Origin of the sequence: Streptomyces sp. NBC_01381 (assembly GCF_026340305.1) — a bacterium.
In the GTDB taxonomy this organism is placed as follows: Bacteria; Actinomycetota; Actinomycetes; order Streptomycetales; family Streptomycetaceae; genus Streptomyces.
Genome location: NZ_JAPEPI010000002.1, coordinates 1,064,245 through 1,089,277, shown reverse-complemented (window position 1 = coordinate 1,089,277; position 25,033 = coordinate 1,064,245). Strand labels below are relative to the sequence as shown.

21 protein-coding genes are annotated in these 25,033 nt (G+C 70.4%); 4 read left to right on the top strand and 17 right to left on the bottom strand.

What is annotated here, in order from left to right; genetic code table 11:
* The first annotated feature begins 74 nt into the window (after positions 1-74).
* Positions 75-635 (top strand): GNAT family N-acetyltransferase, encoded by a 561-nt coding sequence (locus OG453_RS26675; protein WP_266871051.1) that lies wholly within the window; start codon positions 75-77, stop codon positions 633-635.
* Here the strand turns inward: OG453_RS26675 and OG453_RS26670 are convergent.
* From OG453_RS26670 to ureA, 9 genes are all read right to left on the bottom strand, one after another.
* Entirely contained in the window at positions 632-1,993 is a 1,362-nt protein-coding gene (locus OG453_RS26670) for a hypothetical protein (protein WP_266871050.1), read from the bottom strand. The genes OG453_RS26675 and OG453_RS26670 overlap by 4 nt on opposite strands.
* Before the next feature lie 101 nt (positions 1,994-2,094).
* Positions 2,095-3,699, bottom strand: a complete 1,605-nt coding sequence (gene cimA, locus OG453_RS26665; protein WP_266871049.1) for a citramalate synthase — start codon at positions 3,697-3,699, stop codon at positions 2,095-2,097.
* Between the two features lie 341 nt (positions 3,700-4,040).
* A complete protein-coding gene (locus OG453_RS26660; RefSeq protein ID WP_266871048.1) occupies positions 4,041-5,300 on the bottom strand; it encodes a hypothetical protein in 1,260 nt (419 codons plus the stop codon).
* A gap of 56 nt (positions 5,301-5,356) precedes the next feature.
* Positions 5,357-6,673 (bottom strand): hypothetical protein, encoded by a 1,317-nt coding sequence (locus tag OG453_RS26655; protein WP_266871047.1) that lies wholly within the window; start codon positions 6,671-6,673, stop codon positions 5,357-5,359.
* A 74-nt stretch (positions 6,674-6,747) separates the two neighbouring features.
* Positions 6,748-7,788, bottom strand: coding sequence for a protein TolB (locus OG453_RS26650; protein ID WP_266873141.1), 1,041 nt, complete (start codon positions 7,786-7,788; stop codon positions 6,748-6,750).
* 142 nt (positions 7,789-7,930) lie between these two features.
* Entirely contained in the window at positions 7,931-8,557 is a 627-nt protein-coding gene (locus tag OG453_RS26645) for a TetR/AcrR family transcriptional regulator (protein ID WP_266871045.1), read from the bottom strand.
* Between the two features lie 15 nt (positions 8,558-8,572).
* On the bottom strand, positions 8,573-9,586 hold the full coding sequence (locus OG453_RS26640; RefSeq protein WP_266871044.1) for an agmatine/peptidylarginine deiminase: 1,014 nt from the start codon (positions 9,584-9,586) through the stop codon (positions 8,573-8,575).
* Positions 9,587-9,605: 19 nt separating this feature from the next.
* The gene (locus tag OG453_RS26635) at positions 9,606-11,303 is read right to left on the bottom strand and encodes an urease subunit alpha (protein ID WP_266871043.1); all 1,698 of its coding nucleotides are present in this window, start codon (positions 11,301-11,303) and stop codon (positions 9,606-9,608) included.
* Positions 11,300-11,980 (bottom strand): urease subunit gamma, encoded by a 681-nt coding sequence (gene ureA / locus OG453_RS26630; RefSeq protein WP_266871042.1) that lies wholly within the window; start codon positions 11,978-11,980, stop codon positions 11,300-11,302. Before ureA ends, OG453_RS26635 begins: the two co-directional genes overlap by 4 nt.
* 163 nt (positions 11,981-12,143) lie before the next feature.
* On the opposite strand from ureA, the gene OG453_RS26625 reads away from it, so the two are divergent.
* Positions 12,144-13,637: a cytosine permease gene (locus OG453_RS26625; protein ID WP_266871041.1), complete on the top strand. Its 1,494-nt coding sequence runs from the start codon at positions 12,144-12,146 to the stop codon at positions 13,635-13,637.
* A 60-nt stretch (positions 13,638-13,697) separates the two neighbouring features.
* Here OG453_RS26625 and OG453_RS26620 read toward each other — a convergent pair whose 3' ends face one another.
* Together OG453_RS26620 and OG453_RS26615 are read right to left on the bottom strand one after the other, a co-directional pair.
* On the bottom strand, positions 13,698-14,789 hold the full coding sequence (locus tag OG453_RS26620; protein WP_266873140.1) for a branched-chain amino acid aminotransferase: 1,092 nt from the start codon (positions 14,787-14,789) through the stop codon (positions 13,698-13,700).
* 248 nt (positions 14,790-15,037) lie between these two features.
* Positions 15,038-16,078 carry a 3-isopropylmalate dehydrogenase gene (locus tag OG453_RS26615; protein ID WP_266871040.1) on the bottom strand — a complete coding sequence of 347 codons (1,041 nt, stop codon included), beginning with the start codon at positions 16,076-16,078 and terminating at the stop codon, positions 15,038-15,040.
* A 151-nt stretch (positions 16,079-16,229) separates the two neighbouring features.
* Here OG453_RS26615 and OG453_RS26610 point away from each other — a divergent pair, with 151 nt between their 5' ends.
* A complete protein-coding gene (locus OG453_RS26610) occupies positions 16,230-17,819 on the top strand; it encodes a metallophosphoesterase family protein (protein WP_266871039.1) in 1,590 nt (529 codons plus the stop codon).
* Positions 17,820-17,841: 22 nt separating this feature from the next.
* Here OG453_RS26610 and OG453_RS26605 read toward each other — a convergent pair whose 3' ends face one another.
* Both OG453_RS26605 and OG453_RS26600 read right to left on the bottom strand, forming a co-directional pair.
* Positions 17,842-17,970 (bottom strand): hypothetical protein, encoded by a 129-nt coding sequence (locus OG453_RS26605; protein WP_266871038.1) that lies wholly within the window; start codon positions 17,968-17,970, stop codon positions 17,842-17,844.
* Between the two features lie 212 nt (positions 17,971-18,182).
* A complete protein-coding gene (locus tag OG453_RS26600) occupies positions 18,183-19,088 on the bottom strand; it encodes a LysR family transcriptional regulator (protein WP_266871037.1) in 906 nt (301 codons plus the stop codon).
* A 101-nt stretch (positions 19,089-19,189) separates the two neighbouring features.
* On the opposite strand from OG453_RS26600, the gene OG453_RS26595 reads away from it, so the two are divergent.
* Positions 19,190-20,194, top strand: coding sequence for an NADP-dependent oxidoreductase (locus OG453_RS26595; RefSeq protein ID WP_266871036.1), 1,005 nt, complete (start codon positions 19,190-19,192; stop codon positions 20,192-20,194).
* A 54-nt stretch (positions 20,195-20,248) separates the two neighbouring features.
* Here OG453_RS26595 and OG453_RS26590 read toward each other — a convergent pair whose 3' ends face one another.
* From OG453_RS26590 to OG453_RS26575, 4 genes are all read right to left on the bottom strand, one after another.
* Positions 20,249-22,303, bottom strand: coding sequence for an NB-ARC domain-containing protein (locus tag OG453_RS26590; RefSeq protein WP_266871035.1), 2,055 nt, complete (start codon positions 22,301-22,303; stop codon positions 20,249-20,251).
* A 45-nt stretch (positions 22,304-22,348) separates the two neighbouring features.
* Entirely contained in the window at positions 22,349-23,269 is a 921-nt protein-coding gene (locus OG453_RS26585; protein ID WP_266871034.1) for a PP2C family protein-serine/threonine phosphatase, read from the bottom strand.
* Positions 23,270-23,431: 162 nt separating this feature from the next.
* Positions 23,432-24,235: an SDR family NAD(P)-dependent oxidoreductase gene (locus OG453_RS26580; protein WP_266871033.1), complete on the bottom strand. Its 804-nt coding sequence runs from the start codon at positions 24,233-24,235 to the stop codon at positions 23,432-23,434.
* Positions 24,236-24,460: 225 nt separating this feature from the next.
* Positions 24,461-24,988 (bottom strand): GNAT family N-acetyltransferase, encoded by a 528-nt coding sequence (locus OG453_RS26575; protein ID WP_266871032.1) that lies wholly within the window; start codon positions 24,986-24,988, stop codon positions 24,461-24,463.
* Positions 24,989-25,033 lie beyond the last annotated feature (45 nt).

Here is a 25,033-nt window from a genome sequence, read left to right as displayed (position 1 = left end):
GGTAGGGTACATACCCAACGTTCGTTACGTACGCCAGCGCCTCGTACCCGTACCTCTCGTACCTAGGAACCGCCATGTACGCCATACCACTGACCGAGAGTGCCGAGCTCCGCCTCCTGGAGCCCTGGCAGGCCGACGAGTTCCTCGCCCACATCGACCGGGCCCGCCCGCACACCGACCCGTGGATCCCGTGGGCCACGCGCTCCACCGACGTGGAGTCCGCCCGCGCCACGCTCCAGGTCTTCGCGGACAAGCAGGCCGCCGACGCCGGGCGGATCTACGGGATCTGGCTGGACGGCACCCTGGTCGGCGGCGTGATGTTCGTGCAGTTCGACGCCGAGCGCGGCAACTGCGAGATCGGTGTGTGGACGGAGCCCGCGGGCGAGGGCCGCGGGCTGATCAGCGCGGGCGTACGGCACTTGATCGCGTACGCCTTCGGTGAGCGCGGGATGCACCGGATCGAGTGGTGGAACAGCGCGGGCAACACCCGCAGCAGGGCCGTCGCCCAGCGGATGGGCATGCACCTGGACGGCACCCTGCGGGACCAGTCCCTCTACCGCGGGGTCCGGCACGACATGGAGATCTGGTCGCTGCTCGCGCACGAGTGGCGGGGCGAGCAGCCGGAGGCAGCCTAGAACCCGCCCCCGAAATCGCCGCCCCCGCCGAAGTCCCCGCCGCCGCCGAAGTCTCCGCCGCCCCCGAAGTCCCCGGAGTCGAAGTCCGACCCGGAGTAGTCGCCGCCGTCGTACCCGGAGCCCGCCCCGAAGTCGCCGTACCCGGAGCCGTAGTCCGCCGCGTACGCGGGGCTCGCCATCATGCCGCCCAGCATCGTGCCGATGAGCAGGCCCGGCAGGATGCCGCCGCCGAAGTAGCCGCCCGCCCAGGGGCCGTAGGCGGGGCCCGCCTCCCAGTAGGGGCGGCGCTCGCCCGACTCGGTGGCGACCGTGCGGGAAAGGGGTTCCTCGCCGTCGGCGAGGCGGGTGGCGTCGGCGAGGCACACCGGGACGGAGCGTTCGGCGCCGCCGGACGGTGCCCACTGGGCGTCCTTGACCGAGGGGCCGTGCCGGGGGTCGAAGAAGCAGGGGGCGCGGCGCTCCGGCAGGGGCCTGCCCTCCCGGCGCGCGGCAAGGAGGGCGAGCGAGAAGCGGCCGTCCTCCAGGGCCTGGGTGACGCCGCGGACCTCCTCGGGGCGCTGCGCGGCCGCCATGTAGGACTTGGCCTTCTCGTACGAGTCCAGGGCCCGTTCGTAGTCCGCGCGCATCGTGTCGTCCGCGCCCGCCTCCGCGGGGTGGAAGTCGAGGCGGTCGAGCTCCTCACCGTACGCCGTGATGTCCTCGTCGACCACGACCCGCAGCTTCTCCAGGGCCGCCCGCTGCTCGTCCGCCTTGCGCCGGCGGTTCCTGCTGACCACCGCGTACGTCGCGCCGGCACCGGCCACGAGCACCGCGCCGACGCCGATCAGCGCGGCCACGGAGACGCCGTCCTCGGATCCCGCGTCGGCCCAGGACGACGGTGCCGTGCCGTTCGCGTCCTTGACCGCCTGGTCGACGAAGTCGTTGAGCTGGGTATTGGTGTCGGGCTCGTCCCCGTACGTCGTCACCAGGTTCGAGACCGCGGCGTTGCTCAGGACCTGACTGTCGGCCGCGGCGTCGAACTTGTCACCGAGCCGGATGGCGTACACACCCGTCACTCCGGTCTCGGTGCGAAGCTTCTGGAAGAGGTCCTGCTGGGGGAAGTCGGCGGGCAGCACGGCCACGAAGACCGGCTTGTCGGCGTCCGTGATCTTGTCCGCGATGGCGTCCGCTTCGGCCCCGGACAGCTGGTCCGATGCGGCCGGATCGACGTACACCGGGCTCTTCTCCCAAGCCTCCGCGACCACCGGGACGCTCGTGGCCGCCGCGGCTCCGGGCGCGACCGTGAGCGACACGGCCCCCAGGGAGACGAGAAGGCCGGACAATGCGACAAAAATGCGCTTCGTCCCATTCTTCCTCATACTTCGAAGCTAACTCAGTCGGGCCCCGGACGGACGTCCGGAGCCCGACTGTTTTCGCTTCGTCATACCTCGGATGAGACCGGATCTCACTCCACGGGATCTCACTCCACGGGCGTGACGCCCGCCCGCAGCAGGCCGAAGGTGTACGCGTCCTCCAGCGCCTGCCACGACGCCGCGATCACGTTCTCCGCCACGCCGACCGTCGACCACTCCGCGTCACCGTCGCTGGTGGAGATCAGTACGCGGGTCGTGGAGGACGTGCCGTGCTTGCCCTCCAGGATGCGGACCTTGTAGTCGACCAGTTCCATCTTGGCGAGCTGGGGGTAGATCCGCTCCAGGCCGACGCGCAGCGCCCGGTCGAGGGCGTTGACCGGGCCGTTGCCCTCCGCCGTGGCGACGATGCGCTCGCCCTTGGCCCACAGCTTCACCGTCGCCTCGTTGGCGTGCGTGCCGTCGGGCCGGTCCTCGACGATGCCCCGCCAGGACTCGACGCGGAAGTAGCGCCGGGGCCTGCCCTCCGCCTCCTCGCGCAGGAGCAGCTCGAAGGACGCGTCGGCGGCCTCGTACGTGTACCCCTGGAGCTCGCGCTCCTTGACCCGCTCCACGACCCGGCCGACCAGCTCGCGGTCGTCGCCCAGGTCGACCCCGAGCTCCTTGCCCTTGAGCTCGATGGAGGCGCGGCCCGCCATGTCGGAGACGAGCATGCGGATCCGGTTGCCCACCAGGTCCGGGTCGATGTGCTGGTAGAGGTCCGGGTCGACCTTGATCGCGGAGGCGTGCAGGCCCGCCTTGTGGGCGAAGGCCGAGACGCCGACGTAGGGCTGGTGCGTGGAGGGGGTGAGGTTGACGACCTCGGCGATGGCGTGCGAGACGCGGGTCATCTCGGTCAGCGAGCCCTCGGGCAGTACCTTCTTGCCGTACTTCAGCTCCAGGGCGCCGACGACGGGGAAGAGGTTGGCGTTGCCGACGCGCTCGCCGTAGCCGTTGGCCGTGCACTGGACGTGGGTCGCGCCCGCGTCCACGGCGGCCAGGGTGTTGGCGACGGCGCAGCCCGTGTCGTCCTGGGCGTGGATGCCGAGCCGGGCGCCGGTGTCGGCGATGACGGTCGCCACGATCGCCTGGATCTGCGCGGGGAGCATGCCGCCGTTGGTGTCGCACAGGACGACGACGTCGGCGCCGGCCTCGGCGGCGGTGCGTACGACGGACTTGGCGTACTCGGGGTTGGCGCGGTAGCCGTCGAAGAAGTGCTCGCAGTCGACGAAGACGCGCCGCCCCTGGGAGACGAGGTAGGAGACGGTGTCGCGCACCATCTCCAGGTTCTCCTCAAGCGTGGTGCGCAGGGCGAGCTCGACGTGCCGGTCATGGGACTTGGCGACGAGCGTGATGACGGGGGCGCCGGAGTCGAGGAGCGCGTTGACCTGCGGGTCCTCGGCGGCCTTGGCCCCCGCGCGGCGGGTGGCGCCGAAGGCCACGAGCTGGGCGTGCCGGAAGTCGATCTCTTGCTGCGCGCGGGCGAAGAACTCGGTGTCGCGGGGGTTGGCACCCGGCCAGCCGCCCTCGATGAAGCCCACGCCGAAGTCGTCCAGGTGCCGGGCGATGGTCAGCTTGTCCGCGACGGTCAGGTTGATTCCCTCGCGCTGCGCGCCGTCGCGCAGCGTGGTGTCAAAGACGTGGAACGCATCGTCGGGTGTGCTGGTTTCCGTCATGCTGATCTGGCTCCTGTGTCGGATCTCGGTCTACCGGAATGACCGGCTCCACCGCCTCAATGATCCCTCGCGCTCCGCGTCCGGCTGCAGTTGGGCCAGGAAACGAAAAAACCCCTCGTGGGTACGAGAGGTTTGCGCGCGGGTCTGAAGACGACGGTGTCCGCCCGTACATGGTGGTACGAGACGGTCACTGCGGACCGGCGCGCCTGCTGCCAATAATCATGGCGAACGAGAGCACGGTGGCAGCCTGCCACAGCCCGCACACACCGCGCTGCCCCGTCTCACCATGCGGGCGACGTGTCCGAACGTCGCCCGCACGAGTGAAGCGTCAGCCTGAGGTGTCAGCGCATGTGGCGTACGAAGACGTCGTAGCCGTCGTTCGTGTCGCCGCTCAGCAGGGTCGCGTCGGCGGAGTAGAAGGCGATCCGCGCGCCGCTCGCCGAGATGCCGCCGGGGGCGACCTTGGCCGATGCCGTGCCGCCCGTGGTGTCCGGACTGATCAGCGTGGTCGTGCCGGTCTTCAGGTCCCGCAGGTAGGCGGGCCACTCCTTGCCGTACTCGGAGCCCGGCTCGGCGAGCTCCGTCATGAACGTGAGCAGGCGGCCGTTCGCGCTGATCGCGGGCGAGCGGGTGTAGGCCTCGCCGGGGCCGCCCTGGGTGCCGTGGATCCGCTGGTTCTTGCCGGAGGCGATGTCGTGCACGAAGACGTTCCAGGCGGCGTCGTTGTCGTCGGGGACGAGATGCGTGTCGCGTGACTCAAAGACGACCTTGCGGCCGTCACCGCTGATGGACGGGTCGAGGGACTCCTTCTCGGTCTCGGAGCCGTCGTGGGAGCGGTCGATCTCCGTCAGCTCGCCGGTCGTGCGGTCGCGCAGCCAGACGTCGCTCCAGTCGTCGCCGCGCGGACCGTTGGTGTAGTTGCGGGCGTAGACGACGCGGCTGCCGTCGTCGCTGACGGTCGCCGAGTGCGAGGCGCGCGGCTCCCAGGTGTCGTTCGGCTGGCTGATCCGCTCCGTCGTGCCGGTCTTGCGGTCGCGCAGGAAGACGACGCCGCCGTCCTCGCGGTGGTCGGTGTCGAAGACGGCGTACCGGGCGTCGGCGCTCAGCGAGACGCCGCCCGCGCCGGTGCCGTCGAAGCCGTCGGGCAGCTCGACGTCGAGGCGCTCGGTCTTCTTGGTCCTGCGGTCGTAGAGCCGGACGTCGGAGTCCGAGTAGTTGCCCGCGGGCGAGGAGACGAACGCGACGTAGCGGCCGTCGGCGCTCAGGGACGGGCCCCTGACCTCGCGGCCCGCAAGGGCGATGCGTTCCGTCTTTCCGGTGCGCAGATCGCGTACGAAGATGTCGCGAAGACCGTTCGTGTCGCCTGCGGTCAGGTCGGTGGCCTCGGAGTCGAAGGCCGCGTACCGGCCGTCGCGGCTGAGGGCGGCCCCCGATGAGCGGTCATTGGCCGCCTTGCCGTCGGCCGTGACGCTGACGCCCTCCGTGCGGGGCGCGGCGTCGGCGCCGGGTGCGGCGAAGGCGGCGGGCAGGGTGGTGACGGTGACGGCCGCGACGACGGCCGCGGCGGTCAGGGCGAAGCGCTTGCGGTGGTTCCCGGACATGTTCAAGTCCCCCGTGGTTCCTTGTGGTTGGTGGTTCAACTGCTCGGCTTGGTGGTTCAGCTGCTCGGCCCGATATGGCGCACGAAGGCGTCCCACCACGTGTTCGTGTCGTCCGGGACCAGGTTGCCCGCGCGGGACACGAAGACGATCGCGCCGCCGTCGGCGCTCACCTCGGCCTCCGGCAGGTCGAGCCAGTCGCTCTCGCCTCCGTCGTGCGCCGCGGTCACCCGCTGGTTGGTGCGCGTGCGCAGATCGCGGATGAAGAGCGTGCCGCGTGCCGTCTCCCCCTCGACCAGGTGGGTGTCCCAGGAGTGGAACACCACGTGTCGGCCGTCGGCACTGATGCGGGGGTTGAGCGACTCGAACTCCGTCTGCTCGCCCTCGGCGTTCAGGGAGATCCGCTCGACGGTGCCGTCGCGCACATCGCGCAGGAAGACGTCGCTCTGCCCGTTGGTGTCGTCAGGGACCAGGCCGTCGGACCAGGAGGAGAAGGCCATCGTCCGCCCGTTCCCGCTCAAGGTGGGGACGGTCATCGCGATGTCGGCGCCGGCGGGTGTGAGGTCGAGCCGGTCGGTGGTGGCGTGGCGCCGGTCGTAGGCGTACACCTGCCGGTCGTAGCCGGGCCTGAACTGCGTGTAGCCGTAGGTGATGCGGCTGCCGTCGGCGCTCATCTCCAGACCGGTGACGCCGTAGCCGGGGTCGTCCTGGCCGGGGGCGGGGGCCTTGCTGATCAGCCGGGTGGTGCCCGCCTTGCGGTCCCGTACATAGACGCCGTACTGCGTGCGCTCGGCGGAATCGCCGTGCTCCTTCAGGCGGGAGACGAAGGCGATGTAGCGGCCGTCCGCGCTCATCCTGGCCTGTGCCGCGTAGTCGCCGTGGACGGGCCTTTCGTCGTCGGAAAGGCTGACCAGCTCGGTCCTGTCCGTTCTGCGGTCCCGCAGGTAGTAGCGGTCGATGAAGCCGTCGTCCGTGCTGCCGAGCCGGGCGGCGAAGAGCACGTACCGTCCGTCGTCGCTGAGCTGCGCGGCGCCCGTGCCGTCGGCGAACTCGGCACCGGAGTCCTGAAGCCCGACCCGCTCGACCGTGCCGCGGCGAAGGTCCCTGACGTACACGTCGTTGCTGTTGTTGGTGTCGTCGGGCCCGGTGAGCGAGCGCGCCGTGGCGAAGGCGGCGTAACGGCCGTCGGCGCTCACGGCGGGTCCACCGGGGGCGTCGGTGGTCTGGGCCCCGTCGGCGGTGACGTTGATGCGCTCCGTCCACGGGGGCTTGGGCGCCGCGGTGCCCGAGGCATGGGCGGGGAGCGCTCCCATCGTGCCGAGCACGGCGGTCAGGCACAGGCCTGTGACGGCTCTCTTGCTGGTTCTGGCGTTCATGACATGGTTCCCCCGGTTCAGATGAATGCTGCTCGGCCGAGTGCTGGTCTGCTCATCCCCTGAGAGACGCGGCATCAGCGCGCCGTCCACTTGAAGACGTCCCCCAGGCCGTTCGTGTCGCCCGGCACCACGTCCGTGGCGTCCGAGCTGTAGACGACGCTCTTCCCCTTGTCGGCGATCGCGCCCGCACGCGCCCCGCCGTGGCCGACGGTCACCTCGTGTCCGCTGCGGAGATCGCGCAGGACGACGTCCGACTCGGCGTCCCGGTAAAGGAGTTGGCGCCCGTCCGGGCTGACGGCCTGCGCGCCCTTGCCCGCGAAGCGCTGGACCTTTCCGGTGCGCAGATCGCGTACGTACGCGCCGTCCGCCGAGTTCAGCGCAACTGTCCGTCCGCTGACCTCCACCACCTTGGACGGGGTGCCGTCGTCGATCCGGGTGAGGCTGCCCGTGGTGCGGTCGCGGAGCCGGACCTGGCCGGTGCCCTTGTCCTCGTAGGCGACGTGGCGGCCGTCGGCGCTGATGGACGGATCCACCATGTCGCGGGCCGAGTCCGGCGGTCCGTCGCTGATGAGCTCGCGGGTGTCCGTCTCGCGGTCGTAGACCTCGACCCGCTGGGGGTCTCCGGGGTGTTGCGGCTGCAGGTCGTAGGCGACGTAGCGGCCGTTCGCGCTGATGGCCGGGGATGACGCGCTGTACTTGAAGCCCCTGCCGTCGATCTGCTTGATCTCCCCCGTGCTCAGGTCGGTGAGGAAGACGTTGATGCCGTGCGTGCCCCAGCCGGTGTGCGCCGCGTACCGCCCGTCGTCGCTGATCACGGGGGCGGCCATGGAGTTCTTGAGGCGCTTGACCTCTCCGGTCTCCAGATCCTTCACGAACGCCCAGTCGTACGGCCCCTGATGACCCTCGGTCAGATTCTCCGCGTCGCTGTAGAAGGCGACGTAGCGGCCGTTCCCCGAGATGGACGCGGTACGGGAAGCCCCGTCGGCCTCGGTGCCGTCGGCCGCGACGCTCACGCGCTCCACCTTCGGCGCCGGCGGCTGCCGCGGCGCGGCCTGCGCCGCGGCCGGTAACAGGGTGGTGCCGAGCGCCGCGACCAGTAAGGCACTCAAGGACACCCGTCTAGCAGTGGACATGGCTTCCCCCAAAACCTGTCGATCCCCCCGGCCCGGTACCGAAGACCCACGGGGATACAAGCGCACCACGCGAAGACACGCAATCCGCCGGATTGCGTACAACCTAGACGGGGGCAGCGAGGTCTTACGCCCCCGGAGCGTCCTCGGTTCCCGGGAAGAGCGCACCGTCCAGGAACTCCCGTACGTGCGCCAGGATCTGGTCCCGGCCCGTGCCCCGAAGGCCGATCGCCACATGGATGGAGAACCCGTCGAGCAGCGCGCGAAGGCGCGTCGCGAACCGGTCGGGGTCGAGGCCCTTGAACTCGCCCCGCGAGACGCCCTCGGCGAGCAGCGCCACCAGATCCCGGTGCCAGGCGCTCTCGATGGCGACCTGCCGGTCGCGCTCGTCCTCGTCGGCGTTCAGGGAGCGGTTCCAGACCTCCAGCCAGAGCGTCCAGTGCGGGTCGCCGGGGCCGTCGGGGACGTACAGATCGACGTACGCGTCGAGCCGCTCGCGGGCCGTGCCGCGCCGCGCGAGCAGCCGGCTCCGCTCGGCGCCGAGCGCGGACTCGCTCCACTCCAGGGTGCGCAGGAGCAGCTCGTCCTTGGTGCGGAAGTAGTAGAGGAGGTGGCCGCTGCTCATGCCCACCTCACGGCCGAGCGCGGCCATGGTCAGCTTCTCCAGGCCGCGCTCGGCGATCATCTCCATGGCCGCGGCAAGGACGTCCTCGCGCGGCGGTGCGTTCTTGCGCGCACGGGCTGTCCCGGCCATGGGGTTACTCCTAGATCACACCTTCGGCTGCTGCTGGGTGATGCAGTGGATGCCACCACCCCCGGCAAAGATCGTACGGGCGTCCACGAGTGTCACCGTCCGGTCGGGGAAGAGACGGCGGAAGATGCCCGCCGATATCTCGTCACGCGGGTCGTCGAAGGCGCACAGGACGACGCCGCCGTTGCAGATGTAGTGGTTGATGTAGGAGTAGTCGACCCAGCCCTCGTCGTCGGTGAGGACGGTCGGCGCGGGCACCTCGACGATCTCCAGGGTCCGGCCGCGGGCGTCCGTCTGCCCCTGGAGGACCCCGATGATCTCCTTGCTGACCTCGAAGTCGGGGTGGGCTGGGTCCTGCTGCGCGTGCACGAGGACCACGCCGGGCGCGGCGAACGCGGCGACGATGTCGACATGGCCGCGGGTGCCGAAGGTGCCGTAGTCGCCGGTCAGGCCGCGCGGCAGCCAGATGGCCTTCGTGGTCCCGATGCGGGCGTGGATCGCCTCCTCGGCCTGCTCACGGGTCAGGCCGGGGTTGCGGCCCGGGTCGAGCTGGACCGTGTCGGTGAGCAGCACGGTGCCCTCGCCGTCGACGTGGATGCCGCCGCCCTCGTTGACCATCGGCGAGGAGTGCACGGGCACGCCCGCGATGTCGGCGATGTGCCGGGCGATCTTCGAGTCGTGCTCCCAGCGGGCCCAGTCCTGGCCGCCCCAGCCGTTGAACACCCAGTCCACGGCGGCCAGTTGGTCACCGTCACGGACGAAGGTGGGGCCGATGTCACGCATCCACGCATCGTCCAGGTCGCGCTCGACAAGGTCGATGTCCGGGCCGAGCAGCGCGCGGGCGGACTCGCTCTGGCCGGTCCCGACGACCATGGTGACGGGCTCGAAGCGGCGCACGGCGCGGGCCACGTTCGCCCAGGCAGCGCGGCCCTCGGCCAGCTCCTCGTCGTTGGTGAACGTGGGGTTGGGGCTCGGCCACGCCATCCAGGTGCGCTCGTGCGGGGCCCACTCGGCGGGCATACGGAAAGTCATCGCGGGGTCCTCACAGGTGTCACAGGAAGTACAGGCGGTTGAGGGAGACCGAGTCGGCGGGCTCGGAGCTGAGCGGGTCACCGTCGAGCGTGACCAGACCGGAGCGCTGATCGACGTCCACGGCACCGGTACGGGAGTTGAGACGCAGATCGGCGGGCCCGATGCCACGCGTGCCGCGAACGGCGACACGGCGGCGCCGGGTGGTCATCGTGTCGTTGCCCTGATCGACAGCGGCCTGGGCAACGAAGGCAACCGAGATGTCGGCGGGCGTCGCACCATGAGCCCCGAACAACGGCCCCAGGACAAGGGGTTCACAGGTGTCGGTGGCGGCATTGGGATCCCCGGTGACCCCATAGGCGGGGAAGCCGGACTTGAGGACCATCTGCGGCTTCGCCCCGAAGAACTGCGGGCGCCACAACACGATGTCGGCCATCTTGCCGACCTCGAGGGAACCGACCTCGTGGGCGAGGCCGTGCGCGATGGCCGGATTGATCGTCAGCTTGGCCATGTAACGCAGCACACGCGCGTTGTCGTCGTCCGCGCCGTCGCCGTCCATCGGACCCAGCTCGGCCTTCATCTTCCCGGCCATCGCAAACGTGCGGCGTACGGTCTCACCCGCGCGCCCCATGCCCTGCGCATCCGAGGAAGTGATGCCGATCGCGCCCAGGTCGTGCAGCACGTCCTCGGCACCCATCGTCCCGGCCCGGATCCGGTCACGGGCCATGTGCGCATCACCCGGCAGATCCGTCTTCAGATCATGGACGGAGACGATCATCCCGTAGTGCTCGGCCACCGCATCCCGCCCAAAGGGCAGCGTGGGGTTGGTGGAGGAGCCGATGACGTTCGGGACGCCCGCCATCTTCAACACGTTCGGCACATGCCCACCACCACACCCCTCGATGTGGAAGGCGTGAATCGTCCGCCCTTCCAGGACCTTGAGGGTGTCCTCGACGGAGAGACACTCATTCAACCCGTCGCTGTGCAGGGCGACTTGAACGTCATGCTCCTCGGCCACCCGCAACGCCGTGTCCAACGCCCGCGTGTGCGCGCCCATGTCCTCGTGCACCTTGAAACCCGACGCACCGCCCTCCGCGAGCGCCTCGATCAGCGGCGCATCGTGCGAGGACGAACCCCGGCCCAGGAAACCGATGTTGACCGGCCACGCATCGAAGGCGTTGAACGCGTGCCGCAGCGCCCAGGGCGAGTTGACGCCCACCCCCCACACCGGCCCGAACTCCTGACCAATGATCGTCGTCACCCCGGAGGCAAGCGAGGCCTCCATGATCCGCGGCGACAACAGATGGACATGCGTGTCCACGGCACCGGCGGTGGCGATCAGCCCCTCACCGGACACGATCGACGTACCCGTACCCACCACGACATCGACCCCATCGAGCGTGTCCGGATTGCCGGCCCGCCCGATGGCATGGATCCGGCCCTCCCGGATCCCGATGGACACCTTGCGGATGCCCTGCACCGCATCGATGACGACGACATTGCTGATCACGACGTCGCAAGTCTCGCGAACCGCCGCACCCTTCAGGTGCAGCCCGTCACGGGCGGTCTTGCCAAAGCCCGCCAGGAACTCATCGCCGTACTGCTGCGCGTCAGACTCCACACGCACGATCAGACCCGAGTCACCAAGCCGGACCCGGTCGCCCGCGCGGGGCCCATGGGTGGAGGCGTACGCGTACGGATCGATGTTCTGTCCGGTCATCGGTCAGCTCCCAGGTAGCCGCAGGCCCTGGCCCTGCGCAGGGCCTCTTCCTTCGCGCCGGGCGCGTCGAGCGCGCCGTCCACCAGACCGGCGAAGCCGATCGCGACACGGTCGCCGCCGATCGGCACAAGCCCCACCTCGACGCTCTCCCCGGGCCCGAAACGCACGGAAGACCCGGCGGGCACCGCAAGGCGCATGCCGTACGCGACCGAGCGGTCGAAGTCGAGCCGGGGGTTCGCCTCGAAGAGGTGGAAGTGCGAGGTGACGGAGACGGGCACGGTGGCGGTGTTGTGCACGGTCAGCGTCACGTCGGGGGCGAGATCCGCGTGCTCGGGCCCGGGCAGCAGCGCGCCCGGCGCCTCGCTGCCGAGGCCCGCCCCGATCGGCCGGGACACGACGGCGAGCCGGGAGCCGTCGTCGAAGACGGCCTCCACATGCACCTCGGTGACCACGTCCGCCACGCCCGGCAGCACGTCGTCGGGCCCGAGGACCGCCCGCGCGTGTTCGATGGCCTCGGCGAGCCTGGCCCCGTCGCGGGCCGCCTCGCACACCGTGTCCGCGATCAGCGCGGTCGCCTCGGGGACGTTGAGCTTGAGGCCGCGCGCCTTGCGGGCCCTGGCGAGCTCGGCGGCCCCGAAGAGCAGCAGCCGGTCGCGTTCCGTGGGGGTAAGTCGCACGACACCACACCTCCGTCTTTAGAGCATCACTCTAACCATGAGATTCATTCCACGGAAACATTGACGGGCGAGCTTGACTCAGGTCACATAGAGCGGCACTCAAACAGTCGAACGGCGACCCTGTGTGCGCAGGCCGCCACCCTCGAGCGTCAGGGGCACCCTCATGCCGATAGAACAGCGCGGAGTAGACACCATCCCGGACGGGGAACGCACCAGCGGTCCCCGTGATCTCATCTCGATCCTGCTCGGCTCCAACCTCTGTCTCGGGGTGATCGTCTTCGGCTGGCTGCCGGTGTCGTTCGGCCTGGGCTGGTGGGCGTCGGTCACCTCGGTGGTGACGGGCACGGTGATCGGCACGGTCCTGACCGCGCCCCTCGCCCTCGTCTCGCTGCGTACGGGGACGAACCTCTCCACATCCTCCGGAGCCCAGTTCGGCGTACGCGGCCGCCTGGTCGGCTCGATCGTCGGCCTGCTCCTGGCCCTCGGCTACACCGCGCTGACCGTCTGGATCGGCGGCGACGTGATGGTGGGCGTGCTGCACCGCCTCATCGGCCTCCCGGCCGGCGGCCTCTCGTACGGGATCGTGTACGCGCTGCTCGGCGCCGCCACGGTGGCGGGCGCGGTCTACGGCTACCGGGTGCTGCTTCGTCTGTCCCGCATCCTCGCCGTGGGCATGACCGCGCTCCTGGTCCTCGGCGCCGTCGCGTACGCCCCCGACTTCACGACCTCGGCCCTGCCGACGGATGGGGTCTCCCCTGCTCATCAAGAGCTTGGGGAAGGCTATCTGCTCGGCTCGTTCTGGCCGACCTGGCTGCTCGCGATGGTGGCGGCGGGGCTTTCGGGCCCGATCGCCTTCATCACGCTCCTCGGCGACTACACCCGCTACATCTCCCCCGAGCGGCACACCTCGCGCTCGGTGCTGCGGGCGACGTGGATCGGTCTGCTCGCCGGGCTCCTGGTGCCGCAGCTCTTCGGTACGTTCACGGCGTACGCGGCGCGCGCGGCCCTCGACTACGCGGGCCCGCTGGTCTCCGCGTCCCCGACCTGGTACCTGATCCCGCTCCTCCTGGCCGCCTCGGCGGGATCGGTCGGCAACGCGGGCCTGATGCTGTACTCGATGGGCCTCGACCTGGACGCGATCCTGCCGAAGGCGTCCCGCGCACGGGCCACGTACACGGTCGCCGTCGTGGCCACGGCGTGCGTCTTCGTGGGCCACTACGCCTGGGAGGCGGCCGATGCGATGACGTCGTTCGTCCTGCTGCTCACCGCCATCGGCACGCCCTGGGCGGTGATCACCCTCATCGGCTTCGCCCGCTGCAAGGGCGCCTACGACGCGGACGCGCTGCAGGTCTTCAACCGCCGCTCCAAGGGCGGCGCCTACTGGTACAGCGCAGGCTGGAACATCCCGGCGACGGTGTCCTGGGTCCTGGGCGCGGTGGTCGGCCTGGCGGCCGTCTCCCTGCCGACGTACGAGGGCCCGCTGCTTTCCCTGACGGGCGGGGTGGACTGCAGCTTCCTGCTGTCGGGCCTTGTGGGCGGCCTGGCGTACCTAGCACTCGAACGCGGGCTGCCGAACGGGCCCCGAAGGGGCGCGGGGAACGGCGCGACAAGCCACGAAGCACCCGCAGACGAACCGCAGGCGGCAACGAAGGCTTGACTGCAAAGGCGGGGCCCGGCGACACATCGCCGGACCCCGCCTTCACGCACCGCTCAGCCCTCAGCCGAGGTCATGCATCCAGCCGTGCTGGTCCTTCGACGTGCCCCGCTGAACATCAAGCAACGCCTCACGCAGCTTCATCGTGACCTCGCCCGGCTGCCCACCGCTCTGCTCCCACTCCCCCGACCGGCACTTGACCGTCCCGACAGGAGTGATCACCGCGGCGGTGCCGCAGGCGAAGACCTCCGTCAGGGTGCCGTCCGAGGAGTCCGCCTGCCACTGGTCGATGGAGACCCGGGCCTCCTCCGACTCGTAGCCGAGGTCACGGGCGACCGTGAGGAGCGAGTCGCGGGTGATGCCGGCGAGCAGGGAGCCGGTCAGCGTGGGGGTGACGATCTTGTTTCCGTACACGAAGTACAGGTTCATGCCGCCGAGCTCTTCGACCCACTTGTGCTCGACCGCGTCGAGGTACGCGACCTGGTCGCACCCCTTCCCCGCCGCCTCGGCCTGCGCCAGCAGCGACGCCGCGTAGTTGCCGCCGGTCTTGGCGTCGCCCACGCCGCCGGGCACGGCGCGCACCCGGTCCTCGGAGAGCCAGATCGAGACGGGCTTGACCCCGCCGGGGAAGTACGCGCCCGCGGGCGACGCGATGACGATGAACATGTACTCGTTGGCGGGCTTCACGCCCAGGCCGACCTCGGTCGCGATCATGAACGGGCGCAGGTAGAGGGACTCCTCGCCGCCGTGCGCGGGCACCCAGCCCTTGTCCTGCTTGACCAGCGCGTCGCACGCCTCGATGAACGTCTCGACGGGCAGCTCCGGCATCGCGAGCCGGCGTGCGGAGGCCTGGAAGCGGCGGGCGTTGGCGTCGGGGCGGAAGGAGGCCACCGAGCCGTCGGGCTGGCGGTAGGCCTTGAGGCCCTCGAAGATCTCCTGGGCGTAGTGCAGGACGTTCGTCGCCGGGTCGAGGGCGAGCGGGCCGTACGGAACGAGCTGGCCGTCGTGCCAGCCGCGGCCCTCCGTCCACTTGATGGTCACCATGTGATCGGTGAAGTGGCGGCCGAACCCGGGGTTGGCCAGGATCGCCTCGCGCTGCGCTGTGGACAGCGGGGCCGAGGAGGGCTTGAGCTCGATGGTCGGCGTCGTCGTCATGAGTGCTTCGTCCTTCACGGTGTGATGGTGACGGACCGCGCTCACGTCTGTACTTCCGGTACTAGGACGTCCGAGCTTCCCTGCATTCCGCGGCCCCACGTTCGATTATCGCTCGCGGGAACCGGTGGAAGGAACAGCGTGATTGCGGCCCAGGGGTCGATGGTGGCACCCGGAGCCGCATACGAGAAGCCGCCGGGTGTCCGATGTGGACCCGGCGGCGTCTCGTCGATGGTGAGTGAGCTGCCGGGTCAGCCGGCTACTCGTACGGCGAGCGCGTCGCCGATCTGGTCCGTCGTGCGGGCCGAGTCGCCGCGCTCGGCCAGGTCGGCGGAGACGGCGGTCTCGATGCGGGCGGCCTCGTCCTCGTACCCGAGGTGGCGCAGGAGCAGCGCGACGGAGAGGACGGTGGCCGAGGGGTCGGCCTTGCCCTGGCCCGCGATGTCGGGGGCCGAGCCGTGCACGGGCTCGAACATCGAGGGGAACTCACGCGCGGGGTTGATGTTCCCGGACGCCGCGACACCGATGCCGCCGGAGACGGCCGCGGCGAGGTCGGTGATGATGTCGCCGAAGAGGTTGTCGGTGACGATCACGTCGAACCGCGAGGGGTCGGTGACGAGGAAGATCGTCGCCGCGTCCACGTGCAGATAGTCGGTGGTGACCTCGGGGAACTCCTTGGCCACCTTGTTGAAGACGTTCGTCCAGAGGTGACCCGCGTACGCGAGGACGTTGTTCTTGTGGACCAGCGTCAGCTTCTTGCGCGGGCGGGCCTGCGCGCGGGTGAAGGCGTCACGGACCACGCGCTCGACACCGAACGCGGTGTTCACGGAGACCTCGGTGGCGACCTCGTGCTCGGTGCCCTGGCGGATGGTGCCGCCGTTGCCCGTGTAGGGGCCCTCGGTTCCTTCGCGTACGACGATGAAGTCGATCTCCGGCTGCCCGGCGAGCGGGGTGGAGACGCCCGGAAGGAGCTTGGACGGCCGCAGATTGACGTGGTGGTCGAAGAGGAAGCGGAGCTTCAGCAGGAAGCCGCGCTCCAGGACGCCGGACGGGACCGAGGGGTCGCCGATCGCGCCGAGGAGGATCGCGTCGTACTGCTTGAGGGCTTCCACGTCGGCGTCGGTGAGGGTCTCACCGGTGGCGTGGTAGCGCTTGGCGCCGAAGTCGAACTCCTTGGTCTCCAGCTTCACATCCTGCGGGAGGACGGCATTGAGGACCTTGAGCCCCTGGGCCACGACTTCCTGGCCGATTCCATCACCGGGGATCACTGCGAGATTGATGCTGCGAGACATGACGGCAGCCTACGCTCCGTCCCAGGGGATGACACTCGCAGTCCGGCATGCGGACACTCCTGGTCACGCCACGGGGGCGCCATGACATGGACACCCTCTCTTCACCTTCAGGTCTGGCGGGAGTTGGAAGTTACTGGGAAGTTCCCTTGCCATGGACACCCCCAATGTCGGCATACCGGAGCAGCTCGCCTCCGAGATGAGCATGCCGGAGCAGCACGAGTACCTGCGCAAGAAGTTCTCCCGCCGCAAGGTCTTGGCGAGCTCTTTCGCCACGGCCGGCACGGTCGGCGGCATCGGCCTGCTCGCGGGCAGCTCGGGCAGCGCGTACGGCGAGGGCGCTTCGGCATCACGGCCGCTCGCCGCGCCGTCCGCGCCCGTCAAGGTCGACGGCAAGCTGGTGGCGCCGTTCGGCAGGCATCTCGCCTTCGGGGCCGACCCGAAGACCCAGATGCGTGTCTCCTGGCAGGTGCCCTTCGCCGTCAAGTCCCCTTATCTGCGGGTCGGGTTGAAGCCCTGGGAGCTGAGCCAGAAGGTCGCGGCGGAGGTGCGCGACCTTCACACCCCGTCCCTGTCGAAGAAGCTGCCCGCGGTCGAGCAGTACTACCTGCACGCGGCGCTCGACGGCCTGAAGCCCGGCACGACGTACTACTACGGCGTCGGGCACGACGGCTTCGACCCGGCATCGCCCGAGCGGATGGCGACGATCGGCGCCTTCCGCACGGCCCCGGCCACGGCGGAGAAGTTCGTCTTCACGGCCTTCGGCGACCAGGGCGTGAGCTATGACGCGCTCGCCAACGACCAGTTGATCCTGGGCCAGAACCCGTCGTTCCATCTGCACGCGGGCGACATCTGCTACGCGGACAGCACCGGCCACGGCAAGGAGTCCGACACGTACGACGCACGCGTGTGGGACACGTTCCTCGCGCAGACGGAGTCCGTGGCGAAGTCCGTCCCGTGGATGGTGACGACCGGCAACCACGACATGGAGGCCTGGTACTCACCGAACGGCTACGGCGGCCAGTCAGCCCGCTGGTCGCTCCCCGAGAACGGCTTCGACGCGAAGAACGCGCCGGGCGTCTACTCCTTCGCGTACGGCAATGTCGGCGTCGTCGCGCTCGACGCGAACGACGTCTCGTACGAGATCCCCGCCAACAAGGGCTACACGGACGGCAAGCAGACGGCCTGGCTGGACAAGCGCCTCGCCGCACTGCGCGCGGACGACTCCATCGACTTCATCGTGGTCTTCTTCCACCACTGCATGTACTCGACGGCGACCCACGCCTCGGACGGAGGGGTGCGCGACGCGTGGCTCGAGCTGTTCACCAAGCACCAGGTGGACCTGGTGATCAACGGCCACAACCACGTCTATGAGCGCACGGACGCGATCAAGGGCGGCGAGGTCGGCAAGCCCGTACCGGTCGGCGCGTCGACCGATCCGACGCGCGACGGCATCGTGTACGTCACCGCGGGCGGCGCGGGCAAGGACCTCTACAGCTTCGGCCTCGGGGTGAAGGACAGCTACGAGGGGAACGTCGACGACCGCGATTCGATCCTGTCGTTCCACTGGACGAAGCTGCGCCTCCCGGACCCGGACACGGTGGAGTGGTCACGGGTGCGGTACACCGGCTTCTCGTTCCTCGCGGTGGAGGTGACGGCCGGGGCGAGCCCGAAGCTGACGGTCTCCGCGCTCGCCGAGAGCGGGGAGCGCGTGGACCACTTCGAGGTGGTGCGCGGTAAGTAGCGGTTACGGGTGGCGCGACAGGTCAGTGACCCGTCGCGCCGCCGTTGTCCCTGCGGTCGAGGGCTCGCTGCAGGGCGGCGGCGGCGTTCCTGCGCTCGGACTCGTTCGTGCGGGAGGCGTGGCGGACTCGGCGTGCGGTCGTCTCGGCCATGGGAGATCCACTCCTTGAGGGAAGAGCAGGGTGATTTCGAGACGCCGGAAAGGGGCGGGGAGCGGTGGAGCGGCAGGGGTTGCCTGCATGGGGCTCCGGCTCACGACCGCCATTCGCTTGATCGAGCGAGACGTTCGGCTTCTACAAAGCTAAGTGAGGACGGAGCATCTGTCTCCACAATTACTCGGACTTCCTACTATCTGAGACGGGCCTCATGCGCGCACCGCTCTGAGCTCGCGGATCAGGGCGCGTACGGCGGTGGAAGAGGCCAGCTCAGGGGTGGTGACATAGCCCACGGAGCGGGTCGGGCGCTCCGTTCCGAGATCAGTGATCTCGATGGTGTCCGGTGCTCCGGTCAGGGAGAGCGCGGGCATGATCGCCATGCCGTGACCGTTGCTCACCATCGAGAGCACTGCTCCGTCGTCCTCGGTCAGGACGGTCGCCTTGGGGATCCAGTCCTGTCTGCGCCACCACTCCCGGGTGTAGGAGCCGCAGTTCTCGTGCCAGTCCACCAGCGGCAGCGAGCGCGGGGCAGGGTGGCCCGCCGGGTGCACGAGCGCGTAGGGCTCTTCGAGGAGTACGTCGCCGATGAGCCCCGCGGGCACGGGCGAGCTGCCGCCGATCGTCGCGATGCCCACGTCGGCGCGGCCATCGGCGACCTCGCCCGCAGTGCCCGCGCCCAGCTCGCGCACCACCCGGACCTCCGGCCGGATGCCGGGGTGGCGGGCGGTGAGGCGTTCCAGGGCTGCCGGGAGCAGATGCAGGGCGACGCTGCGGAAGGCGGCGATGCGCAGGGGTCCGTCGACCGTGCCCCGGTCGGCGCCGCGGGCCTCGGCCACCAGGGTGTCGAGCAGCCGCAGGACGCGGCGGGCGTGCGCGGCGGCCGCGGATCCGGCGGCGGTCGGTGTCGCGCCCTTGCGGCCCCGCTCGAAGAGCACCGCTCCGACCTTGCGTTCCGTGCCCCGGATGGAGTGCGAGACCGCGGACTGCGTCAGGCCGAGGGCCTGTGCCGCCGCGGAGAAGCCGCGCCGGTCGTCGACGGCGACGAGGATGCGGAGCTCGTGCGGGGCGAGGTCGGCGGTGGCGGCGGTCTTTCCAGCGGTTTCAGCGGCGTCCATCACGGCTCCCACCTGCTTCTATGAGGGCCCCTCATGGATCGGGCCGTTCCATGAGCGCAACCCTCTGCCCGGCCCCCGCATTCCTCCGTACGGTCACCGCCATGACCGACACCGCGCTCACCGTGCACCAGACCGCCCGCCCCCACGGCTTCCCCACCCCCGGCCACTTCGCCTTCGTCGAGTCCGCGCCGCCCGTGCCGGGCCCCGGCACCGCCCTGGTGGAGAACCTCTACTGGTCCGTCGACCCCTACCACCGCGAAATGATGGACGGCGACTTCGAGTTGAACGCCCCGCTGGAGGGCCGTGCCCTGGGCTGGGTCGTGGAGTCCCGCGACCCCGCGCTCCCCGAAGGGGAGATCGTCTTCCACCGGCAGGGCTGGCGCACCCACTCCGTCGTCACCCCCGAAGAGGCCCGCCGCGTCCCCCGCTTCGACGGCGTACCCCTCTCGGCGCACCTGAGCATCCTGGGCGGCACGGGCCTGACCGCGTACGTCGGGCTCACCCGCATCGCCCAACTCCGGGAGGGGCAGGACCTGTTCGTCTCGGCGGCGGCCGGCGGCGTGGGCACGGCCACCGGGCGGCTCGCCCGGCTGATGGGTGCGGGGAGGCTCGTCGGCAGCGCGGGGACGGCGGCGAAGGCGGCGTACCTCACCGAACACGTCGGCTACGACGAGGTCTTCGACTATCACGCGGGCCCGGCGGCCGAGCTGCTCGCGAAGGCGGCGCCCGACGGCATCGACCTCTATATGGACAACGTGGGCGGCGAGCACCTGGAGGCCGCGATCTCCTCGCTGCGCGAGTACGGGCGGATCGTACGGATCGGCACGATCGCGCAGTACAACGCGACGGGCGCGCCGTACGCGCTGCGCAATCTCCCCGACATCGTGGAGAAGAGCCTGCGCATGGAGGGGTTCCTGGTGCGCAACCACCGCGATGTGCAGGAGGAATTGAACGCGTTCGTGGTGCCGCATCTGCAGAGCGGGCGCATCGGGCTCGACGAGACCGTGGTCGAGGGCTTCGGCGGGATCGTGGACGCGTTCCTGGGGATGCTGCGGGGCGAGAACCTGGGCAAGATCATCGTCCGGGCGGTCGGCGCGGAGCTGTGACATCGCGGGGCCTGCACGGCAGCGGTCGGCGGACGGCGGACAGGACGGGCCAGGTCACTGGATCCGCAGCGGCTCGTGCGTGCCGTCCAGGACCGCGGCGACCACCTCGTCGAGGCCCAGGGCAGTGCCGCGCTCGAACGCCGCTTCGTAGCCCTGGTCTCCGAGGCCTTCGCGGGCCAGGGCGACGGCCGTGTCGTGCGGTGCGTTGAAGTACGCGGAGCCGAAGAGCGGCAGGCCAACGCGCTGCCAGATCCGCCGTGCCCCGCCCTGGAGGACGGCGGCCTGCTCGCAGTGGCCCGCGGAGGCCCGGAGCAGCGCGATGACCTCGATGGGCAGGACGATTCCGACGAGGTCGCGGAACTCGTAGTTGATCAGCAGGCACTCCCTGGCGAGGCGCGCCGCCTCGTCCGTGCGGCCGCCGGCCCAGGCGGCGAAGGCGAGCACATAGAGGGCGTACGCCTTGGCCCAGCGCTCGCCGTGTGCCTCGCAGGTGGCGCGGGCCTCCGCGCAGAGGCCGACGGCCGCTTCCAGATCTCCCTGGAAGGCGAGCGCCATGGCCAGTTCGATGCGCGCCATCATCACGTTGCTGTTGAGCTCGCCGAGTTCCGCGTAGCCGGTCACCGACGCCTTGAAGTACCGCTCGGCCACGGCGTGTTCGTCCCGGATCAGCGCGGCGCAGCCGAGGCGGTGCGTGGAGTACGCGTACGCCGTGTCGTCGTCGCTGCGCAGCGCGCCGGACCGGCAGTCGTCGAGCATGGCGGCCGCGGCCCGCGTGTCGCCCTGGAGGATGGCCACATAGCCGCCCACCCAGAGCGCCTTGAGCCGTGCGCGGCTGAGGTCGGGGGCCGCGGCGAGCGCGCGGTCGAGCCAGTAGCGGCCGTCGCCGAGGAGCCCGCAGCCGACCCAGTAGAACCAGAGCGTCCCGGCGAGGCGCGCCCCCGCCTGCCCGTGGCCCGGCGTCGACAGGGCGAAGTCGAGGGCGGCGAAGAGCTGGGTGTGCTCGCGCCGCGTCGCGTGGAAGACGGCGGCCTGGCCGGGCCCGAACCAGTCCGCCTCGCCCCGCTCGGCGAACTCCTGGCACCAGGCGAGGTGGCGGCCGCGCCCCGACAGCTCCTCGCCGAGCCGCCGCAGCCACTCGGCGCCGTACGCGCGCACGGTGTCGAGCTGCCGGAAGCGCTCGCCCTGGGGCCCCTGCTCCCGCACCAGCAGGGACTTGTCGACGAGACCGGCGAGCAGCCTGCCGATCCCGGCCCGCTCAAGGGCGTCGTCGGCGCACACCGCCTCGGCCGCCTCCTGGGTGAAGCTGCCCGCGAAGACGGAGAGGCGGGCCCACAGCAACCTCTCCGCGGGCGGGCAGAGTTCGTGGCTCCAGCCGATCGTCGTACGCAGTGTGCTGTGCCGGGTGGTGCGGCCCGGCGCGTCGGCGCACAGCTGGAAGCGGTCGTCGAGGCGGCCGAGGAGATCGCCGAGCCGTTCGTCGCCGAGGCGCCCGGCGGCGAGTTCGATGGCCAGGGGGATGCCGTCGAGGCGGGCGCAGATCCGCTCCGCCGTGGGCCTGTTGCGGGCGGTGAGCGCGAAGTCGGGGCGTACGGCGCGGGCGCGCTGCTCGAAGAGCCGCGCCGCGTCGGCCGCGACGGACATCGGCTCCACGGCGAAGACCTGCTCGCCCAGGATGCCGATGGGCTGCCTGCTGGTGGCGAGGATGTGCAGGCCGGGGGCCGCCTGCAGCAGCAGCGCGGCGAGTTCCGCGCAGGCATCGACGAGGTGTTCGCAGGTGTCGAGGACGAGCAGCAGACGCTTGTCGGCGAGGTGCTCGGCGAGGACGTCGCGCTGCGGCTTGGCCGTGTGGTCGGTGACGCGCAGCGCCGTGGCGACCGCGTGCACGAGGAGGGCGCCGTCCTGGAGGCCGGAGAGCTCGACGAACCAGACTCCGTCGGCGAAACGGTCCGCCACGTCGACGGCGGCGCGCAGTGCGGTGCGGGTCTTGCCGATGCCGCCGAGGCCGGTCACGGTCACCGTGCGGGAGTGGGTGCAGAGCTGGCGGAGCAGGGTGAGTTCGCGGCGGCGGCCGACGAAGGGGGTGTGCTCCGTAGGCAGATTGCCGGCCACGGTCGCCTCTTCTCTTGCTTTTCTTGCTTTTCTTGCTTTTCTTTGTCAGATCCGGAGCGACCGCGAAGTTTCTGAATGCGGTTGTTCGGAAGGGGATCGAATGTCTCCGAAATCGACCAGGAGGAGAGCGGCGTCGTCTATCTGCCGGCCCTTGGTGTGCCGCGTCAGATCGGCGGAGAGCGCGTCGAGGAATGCGCCGGGATCCTCGTCGTATAGAGCCACGGCCCGTTCTTCGAGCGGATAGAAGTCGCCCGCGTCGTCCCGCGCCTCGGTGACGCCGTCGGTGTAGAGCAGCAGCCGGTCACCCGCGACGAGCGGCACCGAACTGGACCGGCACCACTCGTCCTGCAGCCCGAAGAGGCCGAGCGGCGGCGAAGGCGGCAGGGCGTCCACGAACGTGGCGCGGCGGGCGCGGATCAGCAGGGGCGGCGGATGGCCGCAGCAGACAAGGTCCACGCTGCCGTCGCCGTCGGACGTGCCGAGCAGCAGGGCGGTGACGAAGTCCTCGCTGCTCTCCCGGTGCGCGAGGGCCGCGTCCATGCGCTGGGCGACCATGGGCAACCGGGCCTCGCACTGGGCGAGTTCACGGAAGGCGCCGAGGGCGTCCATGGCGGTGCCGACCGCCGGCATGCCCTTGCCCATGACGTCGCCCATGATCAGCCGTACGCCGAAGGGGGTGCTGACGACGTCGTAGATGTCCCCGCCGACCTGGGCCCCGGGCTGCGCGGCCACGTAGCGGACCTCGGTGCGCAGTCCGCCGACGCGGCTGGGGAGCGGCCGGAGCATCCCTTCTTGGAGGGTGCGCGCCACCACCCGCAGTGCGGTGATGGCGCGCGCCTGGCGGCACAGGACCACGGCCGCCGCAGCGGCAAGGAGAGTCAACGGTGCGAGACAGAGGGTGCCGAAAGGGCCGTCGGCGAGCCGCCACGCGATACCGGTGAAGGTGACCGCGGCGCCCGCGCACACCCATAGGCACCGAACATTTTCCCGAGGAATCTTCATGGCTGTGCCAGCTCTGTTCACCGGAGGCGTCTCCGGGATTTTAGGCCACTGCGCGGCGCGACAGAGGAGCCTTCGGCATATTCGAATGGCCCAGCATCACATGACCCTGAATTACACGCCCCCGCATCACATGCCGAGGCCGCCATCGACCGGAAGTCCCGCGCCGGTGATGAAACGGGCGGCGTCGGAGGCGAGGAAGACCACGGCGTCGGCGATGTCGGCGACCTCGCCGAGCCGCCCCAGCGGGGTCAGTCCGACGACGTGGCCGACGGCGGCCTCCGCGCTCGGCCAGAGCCCCATGGTCTCCATGTCCTGGGCGAGCTTCACCCCCATCTCCGTCGGTACGAGGCCGGGGTAGACGCAGTTGACCCGTACGCCGTAGCCGAGCTTGCCGGACTCCAGGGCGGCCACCCGGGTCAGCCGGTCGACCGCGGACTTCGTCGCGGAGTATCCGGCGATGCCGGGGAAGGGGATCGTGGCGGCCACCGACGAGACGTTGACGACCGCGCCGCCCCGGCCGGACGGGCCGCCGGGCCGCATCGCGCGGAAGGCGTGCTTGGTGCCGAGCGCGACGCCGAGGACGTTCACGTCGAGCATCCTGCGGACGTCCTGCGGGTCGAGGTCGACGACCAGGCCGGAGATCTCGATGCCGGCGTTGTTGACGACGATGTCCAGGCCGCCGAGCTCGTCCACGGCGTGGGCGACGGCCGACTCCCAGCTCGCGTCGTCGGTCACGTCGAGGGGTACGAACGCCGCGTTGCCGCCCGCCTTCTGCAGGATCTCGGCGGTGGCCAGGCCCGCGTCCTCCTGGATGTCGGCGACGACGACGGCCGCACCGGCGCGGGCCAGCGCCTCGGCCATCGCCGCGCCCAGCCCCTGCGCGCCCCCGCTCACCAGGGCCTTGCGCCCCTCCAAGTCGTATACGTTCACGGGAATCTCCTCCTGCGGGGCGGCTGCTGCGGCGGCGCCACGCACGTCCGCCCTGGGGCGGTTGCCTGACGCGCGGCACACGTTAGAAGGCCGCACCGTCCACCGGAGCCGCCCACCGCGACAACTCTCCGAAGGGAACGGGGAGTTGGTAAGATAGGCTCCTTTGCCGGTCGGCTCATTCCGGCGACAGAAGTCCCCGTCACTCACCCGGCGGAGGCCGCGGCGTCAGAGAATGTCGCCGTCGCGCCAGTCGAAGAGCAGCTCGTACGAGGGGTCCAGGTCGGCGCCCCAGAGCAACGGCGGTTCCTCGTCCGGCAGTTGAACGACACCACCCGGGCCGATGACCCCGACCGCACCCTTCCACTCCACCCAGCCGCGGGCCAGATAGAGCCGCGCGCCCTCGTCCGACGAGGAGAGCGCCCCGAGCGCGTACGCACCGTCGATGACCCGCTCCAGGGCGCCCATGACCTGCCCGCCGAGCCCCTGCCGCTGCATGGCGGGCCGGACGGCGACCGCCTCCACATAACCGACCCGCAGGGAACGGCCGTTGTGCAGAATCCGGCGCTGCACCACAGAACCGTGCGCGAGCAGTGCGCCCGCCTCGTCATGCACGAGGGCGTGGACGCCGCCGAGTCCGTGATCCCAGTCCTGATCACTGAAGTCGCCGTCGAAGGCCTCGTCGAGCAGGGCACGGGCGGCGCGCAGCTCGACCGCCGTCAGATCGCTGGTGTGGGCTGTACGCAGAGTGGTCACCTCACCACCGTACTCAGCCCGGATATGAGTACGCACACCGATTTC

Coding starts and splice junctions, on each gene's coding strand:
- OG453_RS26615 (WP_266871040.1), bottom strand. CDS start 16,078: ATGTCTCGCAGCATCAATCTCGCAGTGATCCCCGGTGATGGAATCGGC.
- OG453_RS26610 (WP_266871039.1), top strand. CDS start 16,230: ATGGACACCCCCAATGTCGGCATACCGGAGCAGCTCGCCTCCGAGATG.
- OG453_RS26675 (WP_266871051.1), top strand. CDS start 75: ATGTACGCCATACCACTGACCGAGAGTGCCGAGCTCCGCCTCCTGGAG.
- OG453_RS26620 (WP_266873140.1), bottom strand. CDS start 14,789: ATGACGACGACGCCGACCATCGAGCTCAAGCCCTCCTCGGCCCCGCTG.
- OG453_RS26605 (WP_266871038.1), bottom strand. CDS start 17,970: ATGGCCGAGACGACCGCACGCCGAGTCCGCCACGCCTCCCGCACGAAC.
- OG453_RS26645 (WP_266871045.1), bottom strand. CDS start 8,557: ATGGCCGGGACAGCCCGTGCGCGCAAGAACGCACCGCCGCGCGAGGAC.
- cimA (WP_266871049.1), bottom strand. CDS start 3,699: ATGACGGAAACCAGCACACCCGACGATGCGTTCCACGTCTTTGACACC.
- OG453_RS26660 (WP_266871048.1), bottom strand. CDS start 5,300: ATGTCCGGGAACCACCGCAAGCGCTTCGCCCTGACCGCCGCGGCCGTC.
- OG453_RS26640 (WP_266871044.1), bottom strand. CDS start 9,586: ATGACTTTCCGTATGCCCGCCGAGTGGGCCCCGCACGAGCGCACCTGG.
- OG453_RS26625 (WP_266871041.1), top strand. CDS start 12,144: ATGCCGATAGAACAGCGCGGAGTAGACACCATCCCGGACGGGGAACGC.
- OG453_RS26670 (WP_266871050.1), bottom strand. CDS start 1,993: ATGAGGAAGAATGGGACGAAGCGCATTTTTGTCGCATTGTCCGGCCTT.
- OG453_RS26595 (WP_266871036.1), top strand. CDS start 19,190: ATGACCGACACCGCGCTCACCGTGCACCAGACCGCCCGCCCCCACGGC.
- OG453_RS26655 (WP_266871047.1), bottom strand. CDS start 6,673: ATGAACGCCAGAACCAGCAAGAGAGCCGTCACAGGCCTGTGCCTGACC.
- OG453_RS26635 (WP_266871043.1), bottom strand. CDS start 11,303: ATGACCGGACAGAACATCGATCCGTACGCGTACGCCTCCACCCATGGG.
- OG453_RS26600 (WP_266871037.1), bottom strand. CDS start 19,088: ATGGACGCCGCTGAAACCGCTGGAAAGACCGCCGCCACCGCCGACCTC.